The organism is Vibrio sp. R78045, from assembly GCF_042466085.1.
GTDB classification, from domain to species: Bacteria; Pseudomonadota; Gammaproteobacteria; order Enterobacterales; family Vibrionaceae; genus Vibrio; species Vibrio cyclitrophicus.
Map to the genome: position 1 here is coordinate 78,617 of NZ_JAXHBS010000018.1, position 16,451 is coordinate 95,067.

The 16,451-nt window shown below is 44.2% G+C and carries 24 protein-coding genes; 18 read left to right on the forward strand and 6 right to left on the reverse strand.

The genetic code is table 11. The features are described 5' to 3' along the window. Positions 1 to 4 precede the first annotated feature (4 nt). From SJY39_RS21995 to SJY39_RS22075, 17 genes are all read left to right on the forward strand, one after another. Positions 5 to 826, forward strand: coding sequence for a major capsid protein P2 (locus SJY39_RS21995; protein WP_016787085.1), 822 nt, complete (start codon positions 5 to 7; stop codon positions 824 to 826). Between the two features lie 9 nt (positions 827 to 835). Next, entirely contained in the window at positions 836 to 1,105 is a 270-nt protein-coding gene (locus SJY39_RS22000; protein ID WP_016787084.1) for a hypothetical protein, read from the forward strand. Positions 1,106 to 1,115: 10 nt separating this feature from the next. Beyond that, entirely contained in the window at positions 1,116 to 1,253 is a 138-nt protein-coding gene (locus SJY39_RS22005; protein WP_016787083.1) for a hypothetical protein, read from the forward strand. Continuing rightward, a complete protein-coding gene (locus SJY39_RS22010) occupies positions 1,253 to 1,459 on the forward strand; it encodes a hypothetical protein (RefSeq protein ID WP_016787082.1) in 207 nt (68 codons plus the stop codon). Before SJY39_RS22005 ends, SJY39_RS22010 begins: the two co-directional genes overlap by 1 nt. Then, the gene (locus SJY39_RS22015) at positions 1,440 to 2,384 is read left to right on the forward strand and encodes a hypothetical protein (RefSeq protein WP_390242812.1); all 945 of its coding nucleotides are present in this window, start codon (positions 1,440 to 1,442) and stop codon (positions 2,382 to 2,384) included. The genes SJY39_RS22010 and SJY39_RS22015 overlap by 20 nt, the downstream gene beginning before the upstream one ends. 113 nt (positions 2,385 to 2,497) lie before the next feature. After that, entirely contained in the window at positions 2,498 to 3,280 is a 783-nt protein-coding gene (locus tag SJY39_RS22020; protein ID WP_390242814.1) for a hypothetical protein, read from the forward strand. Next, complete coding sequence (locus tag SJY39_RS22025) at positions 3,277 to 3,717, forward strand: hypothetical protein (RefSeq protein ID WP_372275453.1); 441 nt, start codon at positions 3,277 to 3,279, stop codon at positions 3,715 to 3,717. The genes SJY39_RS22020 and SJY39_RS22025 overlap by 4 nt, the downstream gene beginning before the upstream one ends. After that, on the forward strand, positions 3,714 to 4,193 hold the full coding sequence (locus tag SJY39_RS22030; RefSeq protein WP_016787078.1) for a M15 family metallopeptidase: 480 nt from the start codon (positions 3,714 to 3,716) through the stop codon (positions 4,191 to 4,193). Before SJY39_RS22025 ends, SJY39_RS22030 begins: the two co-directional genes overlap by 4 nt. Beyond that, a complete protein-coding gene (locus tag SJY39_RS22035) occupies positions 4,190 to 4,600 on the forward strand; it encodes a hypothetical protein (RefSeq protein ID WP_372275451.1) in 411 nt (136 codons plus the stop codon). Before SJY39_RS22030 ends, SJY39_RS22035 begins: the two co-directional genes overlap by 4 nt. Continuing rightward, positions 4,597 to 4,794: a hypothetical protein gene (locus tag SJY39_RS22040; RefSeq protein ID WP_372275449.1), complete on the forward strand. Its 198-nt coding sequence runs from the start codon at positions 4,597 to 4,599 to the stop codon at positions 4,792 to 4,794. Before SJY39_RS22035 ends, SJY39_RS22040 begins: the two co-directional genes overlap by 4 nt. Positions 4,795 to 5,097: 303 nt before the next feature. Then, positions 5,098 to 5,991 carry a hypothetical protein gene (locus SJY39_RS22045; protein ID WP_372275447.1) on the forward strand — a complete coding sequence of 298 codons (894 nt, stop codon included), beginning with the start codon at positions 5,098 to 5,100 and terminating at the stop codon, positions 5,989 to 5,991. A gap of 112 nt (positions 5,992 to 6,103) precedes the next feature. Continuing rightward, complete coding sequence (locus tag SJY39_RS22050; RefSeq protein ID WP_372275445.1) at positions 6,104 to 7,069, forward strand: hypothetical protein; 966 nt, start codon at positions 6,104 to 6,106, stop codon at positions 7,067 to 7,069. A 108-nt stretch (positions 7,070 to 7,177) separates the two neighbouring features. Then, positions 7,178 to 7,882 carry a hypothetical protein gene (locus SJY39_RS22055; RefSeq protein WP_390242817.1) on the forward strand — a complete coding sequence of 235 codons (705 nt, stop codon included), beginning with the start codon at positions 7,178 to 7,180 and terminating at the stop codon, positions 7,880 to 7,882. Between the two features lie 60 nt (positions 7,883 to 7,942). Continuing rightward, entirely contained in the window at positions 7,943 to 8,200 is a 258-nt protein-coding gene (locus SJY39_RS22060) for a type II toxin-antitoxin system Phd/YefM family antitoxin (RefSeq protein ID WP_016787072.1), read from the forward strand. Then, positions 8,188 to 8,490 (forward strand): type II toxin-antitoxin system RelE/ParE family toxin, encoded by a 303-nt coding sequence (locus SJY39_RS22065; RefSeq protein WP_372275441.1) that lies wholly within the window; start codon positions 8,188 to 8,190, stop codon positions 8,488 to 8,490. The genes SJY39_RS22060 and SJY39_RS22065 overlap by 13 nt, the downstream gene beginning before the upstream one ends. A 53-nt stretch (positions 8,491 to 8,543) precedes the next feature. Further along, on the forward strand, positions 8,544 to 8,801 hold the full coding sequence (locus SJY39_RS22070; protein WP_372058664.1) for a hypothetical protein: 258 nt from the start codon (positions 8,544 to 8,546) through the stop codon (positions 8,799 to 8,801). A 220-nt stretch (positions 8,802 to 9,021) separates the two neighbouring features. Then, positions 9,022 to 10,074: a hypothetical protein gene (locus SJY39_RS22075; RefSeq protein ID WP_372275438.1), complete on the forward strand. Its 1,053-nt coding sequence runs from the start codon at positions 9,022 to 9,024 to the stop codon at positions 10,072 to 10,074. Positions 10,075 to 10,082: 8 nt separating this feature from the next. On the opposite strand, the gene SJY39_RS22080 is transcribed toward SJY39_RS22075, so the two are convergent. From SJY39_RS22080 to SJY39_RS22105, 6 genes are all read right to left on the reverse strand, one after another. After that, a complete protein-coding gene (locus SJY39_RS22080) occupies positions 10,083 to 10,316 on the reverse strand; it encodes a type II toxin-antitoxin system ParD family antitoxin (RefSeq protein WP_372275436.1) in 234 nt (77 codons plus the stop codon). After that, positions 10,297 to 10,473: a hypothetical protein gene (locus SJY39_RS22085; RefSeq protein ID WP_016787067.1), complete on the reverse strand. Its 177-nt coding sequence runs from the start codon at positions 10,471 to 10,473 to the stop codon at positions 10,297 to 10,299. The genes SJY39_RS22080 and SJY39_RS22085 overlap by 20 nt, the downstream gene beginning before the upstream one ends. A gap of 26 nt (positions 10,474 to 10,499) precedes the next feature. After that, entirely contained in the window at positions 10,500 to 10,922 is a 423-nt protein-coding gene (locus SJY39_RS22090) for a phage protein (protein WP_016787066.1), read from the reverse strand. Between the two features lie 446 nt (positions 10,923 to 11,368). Beyond that, the gene (locus SJY39_RS22095; protein ID WP_010440805.1) at positions 11,369 to 13,093 is read right to left on the reverse strand and encodes an ATP-binding protein; all 1,725 of its coding nucleotides are present in this window, start codon (positions 13,091 to 13,093) and stop codon (positions 11,369 to 11,371) included. After that, positions 13,093 to 14,277 carry an FIST signal transduction protein gene (locus SJY39_RS22100; RefSeq protein ID WP_016767202.1) on the reverse strand — a complete coding sequence of 395 codons (1,185 nt, stop codon included), beginning with the start codon at positions 14,275 to 14,277 and terminating at the stop codon, positions 13,093 to 13,095. Before SJY39_RS22100 ends, SJY39_RS22095 begins: the two co-directional genes overlap by 1 nt. 115 nt (positions 14,278 to 14,392) lie before the next feature. After that, entirely contained in the window at positions 14,393 to 14,758 is a 366-nt protein-coding gene (locus SJY39_RS22105; protein WP_016767203.1) for a hypothetical protein, read from the reverse strand. A 252-nt stretch (positions 14,759 to 15,010) separates the two neighbouring features. Here SJY39_RS22105 and ccoN point away from each other — a divergent pair, with 252 nt between their 5' ends. Then, on the forward strand, positions 15,011 to 16,444 hold the full coding sequence (gene ccoN, locus SJY39_RS22110) for a cytochrome-c oxidase, cbb3-type subunit I (RefSeq protein ID WP_008221953.1): 1,434 nt from the start codon (positions 15,011 to 15,013) through the stop codon (positions 16,442 to 16,444). Positions 16,445 to 16,451: the final 7 nt, after the last annotated feature.

The window sequence follows — 16,451 nt, forward strand, 5'->3', positions numbered from 1 at the left end:
TACGATGTCAGTAAAACCAATCAAACTGAATTCGATGGTTGGCGCGTCGTGGGGACAAAAAGGCACATTGCCTATCCCTAATGGCCCGACGTACCACGAGTTGGTACTGGAAACCAACGCCAGCGCTGCTGACATGCAGCGCATTGCCATTACGCTGAACGCCGAAGAGATCTACGTCTTAACCGGTGAAGAGTTATTGATGCTCGAGCGTTACAAGCAACGAGACACCACCGCGGGGCATTTTGTGATCCCGTTCAGTGACATCGTGGCACGCACCAAAAATGGGGTGCGTTACACCGGTTTGGTCACTGAGCTGGGCGACAATATCCACCTCGATATCCAATTCAAAGGCAAGGCGGCCAACGCGACGCCACTGTCTATCCAAGTGCATGCGTGGGTGAGTAACTCTCAAGCAATGCGTGTCTTGGTGCCGATGATCAAACGCGAAACCATGCCGGCCAATGCGCAAGGCGAGAACGAGTTCACCAACTTGGTGGCGAGTCCGCTCATCAGCATTCGTCGCATGCATTTCATGCACGACAAGATCAGCAAATTGGAAATTGAGCGCGACTTTGTCAAAGAGTACGAAGCCAACACCTTCATTTCAGAAGCCAACGCGAAACGCAATGAGCGCACGCCACAAGACGGGTATTTCCATTTTGACCCGATCGTTCGTGGGTTCTCCATTGATGAACTGTTTCCGACGCAGCACAGCTCCAACTTGAAATTCTCCGTGACCACCACCGATGTCCCAGGCTCAATCCCGATCTTGGTGGAGTCGGTGAAAGTCACGCGACCGGAAATGTTGCAGAGTGGCGCGGCCTAAGGAGCGCCAATGAAAAGCTTTTTTGATGATCTGTTGGAATTTGGCGCGGGCGCATTGGATTCGGTCGGGGAAAACGCCGACTGGCTGTTTCCCACTAATGACCAATCCACGAACCCTGATAAGACGCAGCAACCCAATCATCCTCAAGTGGATAACAAGGGGAATACGGTGACCACACCGCAAGCTCAACCTCAGAAAGACAACACGATGTTGTACGTCGGGGGTGGGGTTGGTGTGCTGCTGGTCTTGATATTGGGCGCGCTGGCGTTTCGACGATAAGGAGACGGTGATGCCGTTACTGTTTTGGGGATTGGGTGGATTTGGGGTCGGCAGCCTGTTTGGGCTGAGCGCTGGCAAAGGACTCAATAAAGTGTTGCTTGTGGTGCTGTTTGTCGCGTCACTGATGTGGCTCAAAGGAGGGCGCTGATGCTCGGATCATTGACATCATTAACCGGTGGCGGTGGCCTTCAAGGTGGCGCAGCAGGACCTGCAACGTCCGGCACCTCCGGCAATACCACGAATAACAGTGGGTTTGAAGGCGGGCACATCAGCCTCGGTGAGCAACGCGGTATGCCGTGGTGGTTCATTGTCTTGATGGCGCTGTTTGCCTTGTATGCGTTGTCCAAACGATAGCTTACAGCCAGCAAAGTGGGCGCACGTCCATCAACGGCTAAAACCGGCACTGAGAGACTATTACCAACACGCACAAACCCAAGTGGCAAAAGGCTTAGAGGCAACGTATCAAATAAGTGACACTGTCATGTTGTTGCGTGGGGAAAGGCTGAAAAACAACACCAAAGAGTTGGTTGTGGTGGGGTTAGCGGGCGACATGGCCACCGGAACATTGGCCGCCGTCGAGCATGCGAAACAGCATGGCTTTGATTCGGTGCGAGCGCATTTTTATCGTGAGGGTGCCAAGCGATTCATTGCAAGACGATTGAAGTTACCGGTTCAGGAAATTGAACGCCACGGCGATGAACGGGTTTTACAAATAAGGTTAGCGGATATGGGTGGAAGAAGTTCTTCGAAAAGTCGTCAAAGTAACACCACGACGACCACAAACACCAGCAGCAGTGCGGCGGTCGGTGGTGACAATACCGGCGTGATGCTGTCGGGCGTCAGTGACTCGGACATCAATTTGACCATGACCGATCATGGCGCGATGGCCATTGCGGGACGTACCGCCGAAGAAGCGTTTGATTTTGGTACCCAAGCGTTAAGAGTCAATGAATCGGTGGTCGGAGATTCATTGAACATAGTCGATAACTCGTTGCGTGTGGTCGATAACACCGTCGATGAAGCCTTTGGCTTTGGGACGTCAGCCCTAGAAGAGCAATCCGAAGTCAGTCAATACGCCATTGATTCGATCAAATCGATGGCCGGTCAACAAACCGAAACCACCAAAGCGGCGATTGCCTTAGCCAACAACGCGAAAGCGCGAGAGCAAACGGGCACGAATGAATCCGACAACTCTACGTTGAAAAAATTATCTCTCATCCTTGGGATCATCGGCACGATGGTCACCATTGGGGTGGTCATGACAAGGCGCGCATCATGAAACAGACCCACACACTCGAGCCCAATCACACGCTGACGTTTAACGCCGGTCAATCTGGCAAGTATCTCATCTTGCGTGATACCACGCACTCGTTACTGCTGCAGGGCGATAGCATGCGTCCCGTTGAGATCTTTGGTGGTGACACTGTTGATGTGTCCGCCTTTGACAAGCTCGAGCTGAACAATCATCAGTCTGTCGATGTGACGTTTGAATACCAAGTGTCGGATTTACTGATAATGACCAAGGCGCAGAAAATCAGCGTGAATAACGCGCTGTTGGTCAGTGAAATTGAAAAGCCGGTGAACGTGAGAAAAGTGCAGGATCCCGTGCAGGTGAGTGAAGTGCAAGCGCCAGTGAGTGTGGCGCAGATTCAAACGCCAGTATCGGTTCAAAAAGTGCGAGAGCCCATTAAGGTTAGTGACATTGTCACGCCAGTTAAAATATCAGAAATACAAACACCTACCACGATTAGTGAGGTTCAAACGCCGGTTAATATTAATCGAGTGGCCGAGCCGGTGACGGTCGACCAAATCACACAGCCGTTAACCATTGAGCGGATCCAACAACCGGTGAATGTCGAGGTTGGGAACGCGTCACTGGACGTGCAAGCGACCATCACCAACACCGAATTGAAAGTGACGTCGGATCCAGAGCGCGTGACGTTCGCCAGAATTGGCAATGGCACCTTGTTAATGACGGGAGGCTATCAACGCATTCGAGAGAAAAGCGCGAGAAAGGCGCTCATCTTACAAGCTCTGCCCACTAATGAAGGCACGGTCATCGTGCAAGGTTTCTTGGAGTTACGTCCGGGCGGACATTTAATGCTCAATACCAATCAAGCCGTGAGCTTGAAAGGCACCGCGAGCGACCGCCTTAAAGTAGGAGAAGCGCTATGATGTTGTCATTAACCAATCCTGAGCTTGCCAGCGCTAATGATGGTTTGTTGAACGTGGAAGCGAAACACGACAATCAGATGAAATTCATTGTCCACTCAAATCGAGAGGCGACGTTTCCGCTTTCTAACCACCTTGAATTGCTCGATTTGAGTATTAACCGCCATAAACTTGAGCAAGCAACGCCACACAACCAGCGCCGAAACTCGTTTTCGCTTCCAGCAGAGGAAGGCGTCGTCCAAATCAAGTTTTTGAATGCGAACAACACCTACGTATCGGGGCGTTTGCTCTTTCTGTATTTTGCTGCGAATCAACGTTATGGCTATCCAATATCTCTTATCAAGCCAAAAGCCGCGACCAAGCTTGAGATCACCGTCTTCCACGTTGATGCTAACGTTACGCTGCATTCGAGACTCCTTGTGAAATCGGAGGGCGAATGAGATGGCTAATATTACTCGCCAGTGGCTTACTGGCCGGAGTGTACATTATGAATAAGCGAACCATCGATGAGACGCTTAGCGACTTTGTGCTGTCTGCCCGTAGTGAAACCCGCATGTTGGGCGTGCATGGCGACTTGAAAAAGGTCGTACGCCGAGCACTCGAACTGTCTCCGTATGACTTTGGCATTACGGAAGGCCTGCGTACCGCAAAACGCCAATATCAGCTCTACCAAGAGGGGCTGAGCCAGCTCGATGGAGCTAAACGTCTCAGTCGCCACCAATCTGGCCATGCGATTGATTTTGTGGCCTACGACGAAAACAACAAGGTGACGTGGGACTTTAAGTATTACGACGCTATCAGTCGAGCGTTTAAACAAGCCGCTCGAGAGCTGAATGTCGCGATTGTTTGGGGGGGCGATTGGAAAAGCCTCAAAGACGGTCCGCACATCGAATTAAGTCGTCGGGTGTACACATGATGGGCGCGATCCTGAATCTCGTGACCGGTGGCGTGGCTGCGTACAAGCAGCACAGCCAAAACCGAGCCGAAGCACTTAAGCGCAAAGATGAACTCGAGAGCGAGAAGCATCGGGCGAGGGTGCGTCGACTGCAGAATGGTGAAGAGCAGGCCAGTAGTCTCGATGAAGTCAGCATTCGAGAGCGGGGACTCAAAGACGAGTTCATTCTCTTAGTGGTGTTTGTGCCGCTTATCCTATCATTCATCCCCAATTACGCGCCCTATGTTGAGCAAGGTTTCAACGCACTGCAGCGTATCCCCAACCCTTATTGGTTTGTGGTGGGTGCTGTCGTCATCGATACGCTAGGCATGCGCGCCATGGTGCGTTATCTCCTCGAGTTTTACGTCTCGCGATTAAAGGGCAAATGATGAAGCTTCTAAGCACATTATTGATTGCACTTCTGACGGGCGGAGTCTCAAGCCTTGGCACGATTACGGCTTTGAAAACGGACATCAACTGGATAAAGCGAGTTCAGCAAGACCAAGAGCAACGGATACGAAAACTGGAGATACCGAATGAAAGGACACAAGTGCAAAGGTCGCCGACCAAACGGCCAACTTAAGAAAGGATATACGCTCAAGAACGGGCGTGTAGTTAGGGCGAATACCACACGAAAACGTTACAAAAAACGCCGATAATTTACATTAATCGAAAAGACTATTTTCCTAGGAAAGTAGTCTTTTTCTGTATTTTTACCTCAACCTTTGAATTTTAGGCACGCAGTTTCACAGCTAATGATTTAAATCACTGTTATAAAAGGAATTGATAGTTATAATCCATTTCTATAAATCAAACTAGACAAAAAATCCCTTCCCTAAATCCCGAATTTTCTGTCTAAGAGCCGTTTAATGAATAAGGAACTGTAGTGGAAGTTGTAAATATTGCAGAATATGGTGAAGAAATAGTTCTTCATTTTGGTGGTGAGCGCAAGAAAATCAATGCTTACACTCTTGCTACTTCTTTAGTTTCATTGAGTGATGCAATCAAGGAAGCTAATGCGATTATCAATCCCGGCTACGAGGTTGAGATACTCGTAGAGGCTTTTGGTGAGGGGAGCTTTAGAGCTAAAGTCAAAACCGTTTACGGTGAGTTAAAAAATATTTTCACTGTTAACCGCGTTGAAGCAGTTGCTATAGGCATTGTTACATCATTTATCTACCAGCATACTTTAGCACCAGACTCAGACGTTAGAGTGACTGTTGATGACACTCAAGTAATTATCGTACAAGGTGATAAGACAATAATTGTCCCTAAAACAGTATATGACGCTCAAAAAGAAGTAGAAAAATCCGAAAAGTTCAGAAAAAGTATTTCTAAATCAATACAGGCTGTTGATAAAGACAAGCATATAGTTAGTTTTGGTTTTACTCGTAATATTGATGATCGCTCACCTGATATTGAAATTCCTCGTAGTCAATTCGCTTTGCTAACAACACCAATAGAAATTGAAGAACCTCAGAGAGAAATCAATGAAGTCGCTGAACTTCAGATCAAAAGGGCAATTCTTGAACGTTCTAAAAGGAAATGGGAATTTATCTGGAGGGGTATTAAGATATCAGCGCCAGTATCAGATCATCAGTTCTATGATGATTTCTTTGCTCACAAAATTACCGTAGCTCCTGGTGACTCATTAGATGCGATTTTAACTATTTCACAAGTTAGAGATGAAGATACAGGTATTTATACAAACTCAAAATATGAAGTGAAAACCGTACGCCGTCATATACCACGAGCCGCTCAAATTGAGATAGATGCATAAAAGTTAATTTATACATGAGAGCTTCGTAAACGCGTGCCATTTACGACTCCCTCATATGTGGCTATACATATATACCCCTTTAGGCGGGGTGGACGTATTTAGAGGAAATTACGTGGAACAAAAACCGAATTACTTTGTTAGAACCTTAATCATTGCTCTAAGTATCGTACTTATGGGGATTACCATTGCTAGTTTTATATTAGCAACCCCTAAGTATCAGATTTCGACTGGTATAATTACGATCGTTCTAATTATTGTAATACTCACTCTATCAGAGTCATTTAATAACCTGAGTCTTGGTAAGATCTTAAGTTTGTCACGAAAAGTAGATGATGAAAAAGAGAAAAAAACTCAACTCACAAATGAGAATAAAGAGCTAAAAAGTGAGCTTTTTAAAATAGTTTCTAATATTCAACAGTCTCAAGTTAATAATACCTTTAATGCTCCACCGGAAGCATGGTCAAAGTTACTTGGCGTTATTAAGGCAGATGAAGACGAAGAAGACATTGAAGAGGAAAACGATGTTGATGACTCACAAAGTAACCAGAATCTTGTTGATGATACCGACTCTGAAGCGACAGACCGTAGAATGCGCAAAGATATTCGTTTTCAAAAGAAAGTTGCTGAAGAACTAACACTAAAAAAATATGTTGAAGGCTTGCCTATATCGGATACTCGTTTTGTTAAGCGAGTTGAATTCACAAGTGCGTTTCATGCAGTTGACCCAATAATGGATAGAAGAACCGTTTTTGATGGTTATATCCAATCATCAGAAACAGAGGTGTTTGTTGAGGTAAGGCAAAAAAACATGCTCACGATTATGTATATGGATCGCCTATACATAATGCTTAACAAGGTAAACTTATATCGACAAGCCAAGAAAGTAGATGCAAAACTATTACTATTAGTAACCAGCACAGATTTCGATGAAAAAGAAGAACGACGAAACTTCGTTGAACGTTTACGAGAGAGCTTTAGACCGGCAATTGAAAGCAAATTATTTGAAATTAAGGTAATTGAAATTAGTGAACAAGAAGTTCAAGAGAAAAAAGAAAGTCCTCAGCAACAACTGTTCTAACAAAAGGCTAAAAGTGATTCTTACGTTACATTTAGTTAATTGTTTAGCGAGGGGGAGCGTTGCTAAAGATTTTACGCGACTAGTATTTAAGGATAATACATGGATTTATTGAACAATGATTGGTTTTCAACTGGAGCTGCGATAGCTGTTTTAGTGGGTCTGTTACCGTTCTTGAAATTCTTTCATGAGCTTGTTTCGTCTCACAAGCAGTTCAAGGTGAAGAACTTAGAATTGTTGTTCCATAGTTTTGATAAGGAAGTTAACATTGCAACAAAGTTGGTCGTCGAACAACAGTTTCGGTTACTTTTAAAGTATGAAGCTAATTATGATGAAATCTGTGTTTTGTTATCAAGTCAAAAGCCAACTAGCACGGTCGAATTGTATAAAGATGGCTGTGAGTACTTGGTTTGTGATGAAGGGAAGTTTCGCTTCAAAGAGCAATACGTTGATGAAACAAAGCGATTTCGAGAGTACTTTTATAGACCACTGAAAAATTTCACCTTGTATATGGTGTCAGCCTTACCCGCAGCTTTTTTATGTGTGGCGCTTATCTCACTAATCACGACGACAGAACTCTTTGAATTAACGATTGGTCTTCCTAATTTGGCTTGGTATTTAATATTAGTCGCTTTCGCTGGATTGTTTATGAGAGTGGCTTACCATAGGATCACAGATACACAAAGCATTAAGTACGCGGATGAACTTTTACTGAACTATGAAAGCGATCACGTTAAAAGAGTTGAGCTAACATTCTGGAAGAATATAAGCAAAATGATTGAGTATGATGTTATACGCGGTATTTTTCTGCGCTAAACTTGTAAGACCGAGAGTGATACAATAGTATCACTTTAATCTTTTATTGGAGTCATTTACATGAAAGTCGAGCTCGTAACTTCTCTTAAGCGTCAAGCGACCAAAATCCTTGCCGACCTGCACGACACCAAAGAGCCCGTGTTGATCACCGAGCATGGCAAACCTTCTGCGTATTTGGTTGATGTCGACGACTATCAGTTTATGCAAAACCGTTTGGCTATCCTGGAAGGGATCGCACGCGGTGAGCGCGCCATTTCTGAAGGCAAGGCGCTGAGTCATGACGAAGCCAAAGACAAGATGTCAAAATGGCTGAAGTGATTTGGAGTGAGCCCACGTTATCGGACCTTAACGATATCGCGGAATACATTGCCCTTGAAAACTTAGTCGCGGCCAAACAGCTGGTTCGAAACATTTTCGACAAAGTTGAACGCCTCAGCGACTTTCCCGAGTCTGGGCGTCTGCCTCCCGAGCTTGAGCACCTCAATTATCGCGAAGTCGTGGTGAATCCATGTCGAGTTTTCTACAAGCAAGAAGGTGACAAAGTGTACATCTTGTTTGTGATGCGCGCGGAGCGAGATTTACGTCGATTTTTACTGAGCAAACAGTAAAGCATTTTTGCCACCTCTGATAGGCTGATGGTCTACATAGAGGAGGGTTCAACATGGCGAAAAAGAAAAAAACACTTCAATCTAAACGTCTCACCAAACCAGTGCCTTCATGGACTGAGGCCAAACTGATCACCATCAAGCGACACCGTATCGAGGGCGCCTTAAGCTTCGGTGTATCGACCATCTCCAGACCGCAAGTCTTACCTAATTATGAGCGCGTTTGGGAACAAACCATCGTCGAAGAAGCGTACCAACAAGCGATTGTTGAGCTGCTAGAGCAGGGCGAGGTCGTGTTGAGAGTAGAAGACTAAATGGGTTTCTCTTGAGTGTGTTATTCTTTCGGGTACACCTGTCTAAATGATTGAATATTAAAATTAACTTTCCAATTTCAAGCCAAATTACGCCCCTCTGAGTGGTTTCGCATTCTAATTTATAATTATTAATTTCAAAGAAGCGGACAGAGCAAAAACGCGCAACGATCATAATGTATATATTCCTCGTCGTTCATATAACGCCATGAGGAAATTACGAATGAAACACCCCAGTTCTATTAAAGTATTGAAAAGCACAATGTTGATCGTCGGTGTGTTATTGGTCGGTTGCAAAGATAAAAACCTGTTCGAAAAGGTTGAAGATATTGAAATTGAAAACAGCGAGAGCATAGAGGTTGAAACGCAATCATTCCAAATCAGTGAGGTGATCGTTACGGCGGACAGTCGCACGTTCCCCGTGAAGAGTATCATCACGTTCGAGGTGTTTGCAGAAACCGAAGCCTTGTTTGATGGCCCACAAGACATCGCAGCGCACGCTTCGTCATCACGCGTGAACATTTCAACGCTGCCGGGACTCAGACTTGAATCCATGGATCCGGATATCTTGAGCATTCCATACGGTGAGCGGATCGGCATTGCTCGAAAGGAAGGACCCGTCACGGTATACGCACACTTTAGAGGCGTGCAGAGTGCACCCCTAAAGTTGAAGATCTTACCGCTGTTAACTTCGTGTGGTCAGGTGAATAATACCGATAAAAATAACTCGGGTGAAACCTGTTTAAAAGTGGTCAAAGGGAGATATGCTGAGGCTAAGAACAAACTCTTCACCGGTACCCCAAGCCTTTCTTTTTTAAACGCGTTGAATTACCGTCAAGAGGACACCGTTGATAACGCGGGCAAAACGTACGCCTCCAGTGTTGTTGGGGTCGGTCTCAACGCGACGGCCAGTGCGATTTTTGGATTGTTTCGTCAAGATGGTCAGGACGCCACTTTAGACGGCACCCAAGGTCAATATGACCGCTATTGCCAACACCTTGCTGAGATTCAGTTCTTGGAAAGAAAGGATTGGCGCCGTGCCATAGGCCTAGAATTATCGGCGCTTTATCAGGGCTCAGGAAACTTCTATGACAATTATGGCGTATTTAATCAAGTCGATTATTGGACCGCAAGTCAATCCATGCCAGGGCAACAAACGGCACTGCCTTTTGAATTTTTTAGTGTTGCATTAAAGAACACAGGATTCGTTTCCCCAAAAAGTCGAACAGTAAGTTTGGCAGCCAGTTGTGTGTCCGCCAAAGCGAGTCATCCCTAACGACGGAGTCAAGCCGGCTCATCGGGAGGGTTCTTGTCCCTCTCGAGATCCAACGCTTTCATCAAGGCGTCAAGGTTATAATCCGCGATCCCACTGTCTTCACCTTCCGTAAGTCGTTGTCGTAACACCTTAATTTTATTCTCTTTTAAGTAAACAAGGCGCTGAGCCGAGCCTCCTTTTGGGGGGGCGTCAGCGCCAAATTGATAAAAGCGGGCAGGCGAGTCACTTCTTTTTCTGACCACTTTGTATCAGTCTCAATGAGCCAAGGGATTTGGTTTCCATAAATTGACCCATTGCCGCCCAATGGGCGATGGTTTGGGACGGCGTCAGTCCAGAGTCTTTGGCGGCTCTGAGCGCTTGGTTGAACAGCACTTGATCGATATAGACACTTACTTTCATCGCTAATCCTTTTTATCTTACTTCTTTTATTTGAATTTACTGGGCACCCAAGGTTTGGCGGGCATTCGACGACCGCCACGAAACGGCAATGGATGCTCCTTGGGTGGGTAATATTTCGGTGAATCAATCTTGCCGTGGCGCTCAACCAATTGACGATGCTCATCACGCCAGTAGGCAAAACTGAGCAATTCTTTGGGATTGAATTCGCGTCTTTCTGGCGTGATCAAGGTGGCACGGTCGACGTTGATTTTAAATCCGTCCCAACGGTGATCTAAGGGCAAATAACCCCGAGCATGCACATTCATGAGTTTCTCGGCGATCGGGTTGATCGAGCATTGACCCGACAACCAACGCCGCATGGTTGGCACCGTCACATGAAAAAACGCCGCAGCGTCTTTCAAAGAATCAAAATGTTGGTTCACCAACTCAGCAAATGGCGGGGTTCTCATGTGATCGACCTCATAAAATATTAGTGGTTAATGATAGTTTATTCCTATTTTACTTTGGCATTTTGATAGCTAATGACTATCAAAACGCAGCGGTTTCTTGAAAATTAAATATTGCGTTTGGAACACTATAGCGAAGCCAAGCGACCAAAAAAGTAATTAATAGGATAATTTCAGGGTAAAGATTAAGGAAAACAAGGCCGTTAGGCGCTCAGATAAGCAAAAATCGACCACAGATAAGAACTTGAAAAGATTATAATTTATCACTATATTAGTGCGTATTATGTATATTATGTTAAATTGAGTTTAACAAGCATAGTATTAGTCTCTTTCTATAACGCCCCATCATTCCATTAGGCTTCAAATTAGGAGTCTATTTAACAGTGAGGCTATTTACCATAAAATACCTAATAAACATATTTCCTAATCTTCGATTAAGAATACGTTTATTAGATCTCAAGCATCAGTCTATCAATTGCCTCGGTGATTTCTTTGGTTCTCACTGGTTTGGTAACGAAATCATTCATACCAGCATCTAAGCAGGAATATTTATCTTCTATTGATGTGTGTGCTGTTAGCGCGACGATTGGCGTTTGAATGTTTGCGTCTCTCATACATTTGGTTGTGGTCAAGCCATCCATTACTGGCATAGAAACATCCATTAAAATAATGTCTATCGAATCATTGCCTCTTTCAACAAAGCCAATCGCTTCCTCACCGTTGCTTGCAATAAATACTTCGTGACCTTGTCGCGTTAGGATCAGTTTGATTACCATCTGATTCGTTGGGTTGTCTTCGACAACTAATACTGAATAACGGCTTCTTAGTTCTTGTGCACATTCATTCTGTTCGTCGTTTACGAGATCGTTAATTACTCTGGTAAGTACCGGCAACTGTACTTCAAATTTCGAGCCTTTGTCCGGTTCACTTTCTACAGATATACGCCCACGCATGAGTTCAACAAGTCGTTTCGTGATGGCCAAACCCAAACCGGTGCCGCCAAATCTACGAGTTATTGTGCTATCGGCCTGAATGAACGGACTAAATAATGAAGAAAGTTTCTGTGAACTGATACCAATCCCGGTGTCTTCAACTGTTATGTAGAATGAACTCTGTCGGTATTCAATAGAAACATGAACATGTCCGCGGTTAGTGAACTTAATCGCATTGCCAATTAGGTTAAAGAGAATCTGTGCCAAGCGGCTCGGGTCAATATAATGAAGTTCACCTTCAGGGATATCGCTGGTCACGGTGAGTTGAAGCCCTTTTTCGTCTGCTGCTTTTATTTGTTCAGATAAAACAAAAGTTACAGTGTCTCTAACATTGGTCCATTGAGGTGCAAGTGAGAAACATCCCGATTCTATTTTGGAAAAGTCCAATACGTCACTAATGATCGCTAATAGAAGCTCAGATGATGTGCTCATATTAAGCAGTATAGATTGTTGTTCTTCATTTAACTGTGTGGATTTTAATGCGTCAATCAATCCTATAATAGCGTTTAAAGGCGTTCTCAGTTCATGGCTCATCATAGCTAAGAATTCAGACTTTGCCTTGTTCGCTCGTTCCGCGTCTTTTCTTGCTGTAACAAGCTCTGCAGTACGTTCTCGAACAGTGGCTTCAAGCTTTTCTTTGTTCTCAATATCGAAAACAGCACGCTCTATCAGTGGTCGAAAACGGTTTAGGGTTGCTTTGGTCTCAATACTAAAGTGCTTGGTGTTGGAATGGACGAAAATAATAACAGATTGTGTCAGCCCACTATCAATACCTGTAATGAGAACTGAATTAATTTGGTCGAGAACGATGGGATGCAAAGAGTTGAATTCACCCAATGATTTGGGTTCAAAAAGGATGGCACATTCTCCGTTGATGACACGCGATAGCTTGCCACAATCAGTCCACAACATCTGTTCGAAGACTTTGTTATTGGTCAGCAGGGTTTTGAAATCACCTTCCTTCCCTACCCTTGATACCACAATAAAGTCATCAAACTTAATGTATTTTTTGAGTACATATTCCAAGCTTGAGAATATCTCTGATATGTTACTTGCCTTGCTGATCGCAGAGATAGTAGACAAGATCACTCTATTCTCTTCAGCCAGTTTACGCTCACGGGATTTTAGCTTTTGCAGTTCAATACGAGCTTCTTGCAGTGCTTCTTGACCTTCAGAACTCATTACTTTTTTAACCTATAGAAAGTTGCAGATGACACCATTAAATTTCCGTGTGCATTTTCGCCACCAGAGAGTCTTCCTTGCTCGCCAAAAGTAAATGGGCAGATGTATGGCAGCCCATTAAGTGCTTGATTTATTTGATCGCAAACCTCGTCCATGTCTTGTTTCAGATGTAGCATAGGTCCTGCACAAAATATGTTGATAGCGCCTAATTTTTCCTCGAGATCCATATCATTATAGTAAGAAGAATGGATTATGTTTGCAGCTCGGCTGATTAACTGTTGCTTAGAACCTTGCATCAAATAAATAGTATCGCCCTTATTGATGTCAGTGAACAGCTCGATTCCATTGCATTCTGTTTCTCTAATTGAATGTGATAATTTGAAATATGGATAATCGTATGAAGAACCGACTTTTCTGCCCAGTGGATAGACAGAGGATTTTTCGAAAATATATCCATCATCGCTACCGCCTAAATGGAAGTTTGTCCATTCGTTGTAAACGGTTGTGGCCGGCCGGTGGTCTATTTCCAGCAAAATTCTGTTTCTTACTTTGGTCACTATACCTGAATAACCAGTGGGAGTATGACCAGCACTGAAGGATGAGTAGATAGACTGAGAGGCAAAAATGACGGTTAGTGACACGCCATTGATAGAGATCGATTCTTCAGTAAATATGCTCCAATTTCCAGAAACCTGGTTGTCGGCAGCGCTTCCACCAATAATAGGCACCTCAGTACCGAATTTCTTATCGATCGCTGTCATCACTTTTTCTTCATTGCCAGGCGTCGAGTGAAGCAAGATGAGGTCGGGTATTTCACCTTCTCGATTGGCGTTCTGTAGTGCTTTATCGATGGCGTTGAAGGTACTGTGCTCTATGGTTTCACCAAAGTGCTCAATACCAGTACCATAAGCGTTGATCCCTGAGTCATAGATGATAAGTACACCAATCACAGGTCCAGAATGGAACCCAGTTTCGGTCATGATACCGTGGCAGGTGGTACATCCGTGTATCGGACTGTTTGGAAGAGCATCTACTAAATAGCGCTGTACAGCGAGCGTCGAGTACTCTTCTGTGCAGTAGCAAATAAGACAAGCAATTTCCTCGGCGTTTTCGACCCCGCTGAGCAACTCATCTATCGCGATGTTTTCACTTAAGGCATAAGAGACTTTTGATAGAAATTTCATAGATTTCTGGAAACTTTATTAATGCACTCTTTATAACACTTAAATGCATTGTGTTTCACTGATTTGGTACATATTTCTATCAAAAGAACCGAGGAGTAACTCAGTTTTGGCCTTATTACTCTTTTGAAAGGTTTACAGAAAACGTACTTACCTGTTGTGGAAATGTAACTGTTATTGAGGAGGTCTTAGCACTAGTTTGTAAAAGCCAATTTGTTGGGCTTTTTTCTTCTAAAATTTCGCTTCCATTATTACTAATGATAAATTTGCCAGTTTCAGATGTTTCAATTGAATACCCTAGGCTATCACCCGAAATCAAAACATTATGTTTATCAATACCAAATTCACAAGGTTTTGAAATTATACAGTTCACCGTCTTGTCGTTGTTGTATGTTACTGTTCTCCAAGTAAATGCAGCTATTAAAATAACCAACATGACGATAATTTGAACAAGCCTGCCCTTTGTTAGCTTTTGTGCCGCCATTATAATCTTTACTCCTTGTTACAAAGTTCAAAGTTTTTAAATAAAAATCCAATTCCAGACCAAGCGTAAGGTTACTACTCTGTCATTGATTTGTTAATTCAAGTATAGTGTCGCGTTGAAAATGCCACTTTTTTTTAAAATCAGCAAGTGGAAATAAAGCCCTGAATAGGCTGAATTTCCTTTTCTAATTTGGGTGGCATTACGACGTGAGTCGTGTTGGAAGTAAAGTGTAGTAAATAAGAAATTGGAAGCATGCAAATGAGCCAAGAAAAGCAGCTTGAACAAAACTACAACTATACGGTCGTCCGTCAATTTACCCTCGTTACAATTTTGTGGGGTATTGTCGGTATGGGCGTTGGTGTTTTGATTGCCGCTCAATTAGTTTGGCCACAGCTAAACTTTGATACGCCGTGGCTGACGTACAGTCGTTTACGTCCCCTGCATACTAATGCGGTTATTTTTGCGTTCGGTACAAGTGCGCTGTTTGCAACATCATATTATGTTGTACAACGTACCTGTCAGACGCGTCTCTTTGGTGGTCCTCTCGTAGCCTTTACCTTTTGGGGTTGGCAAGCGATTATCCTGTCCGCTGCAATTACTTTACCGTTAGGTTTAACCTCTGGTAAAGAATACGCAGAACTTGAATGGCCAATCGATATTGCTATTACTCTTGTGTGGGTAGCTTATGCGGTCGTGTTCTTCGGAACCATGATTAAGCGTAAGACATCGCACATTTATGTAGCTAACTGGTTCTTCGGAGCCTTCATCATCACGGTTGCCGTGTTGCACATCGTTAACAGCCTGGCTGTTCCTGTATCTGCGTTTAAATCGTACTCGATTTACTCCGGTGCGATCGATGCAATGGTGCAATGGTGGTACGGACACAATGCGGTAGGCTTCCTATTGACAGCTGGTTTCCTAGGTATGATGTATTACTTCGTCCCTAAACAAGCTGGTCGCCCTGTTTACTCTTACCGTTTGTCGATTGTTCACTTCTGGGCTCTTGTGTCATTGTATATCTGGGCTGGTCCTCACCACCTACACTACACTGCACTTCCAGACTGGACTCAATCTCTAGGTATGGTTATGTCTTTGGTACTGTTTGCTCCATCTTGGGGTGGCATGATCAACGGTATCATGACTCTATCTGGTGCGTGGCATAAGCTACGTTACGATCCGATCCTACGTTTCCTAATCGTTTCTCTATCATTCTACGGCATGTCGACTTTCGAAGGCCCTATGATGGCAATTAAAACGGTTAACGCACTATCTCACTACACGGACTGGACTATCGGTCACGTTCACTCTGGTGCGTTAGGTTGGGTTGCTATGGTTTCTATCGGTTCGGTTTACCACTTAGTTCCTAAACTATTTGGTCAAGAGCGTATGTACTCTGTATCTCTAATTAATGTTCACTTCTGGTTAGCAACGATTGGTACGGTTTTCTACATTGTTGCAATGTGGATTTCTGGTGTGATGCAAGGTCTGATGTGGCGTGCAGTTAACTCTGACGGTACATTGACTTACAGCTTTGTAGAGTCTGTAGAAGCCTCTTACCCGTTCTACTTTGTACGTTTCTTAGGTGGTTTCATCTTCCTATCTGGTATGTTCTTATTGGCATACAACACGTACAAAACTGTTTCAGCACCTAAAGATAGCCTTAAAGCTATCCCTCAACCGGCTTAAGGAGATT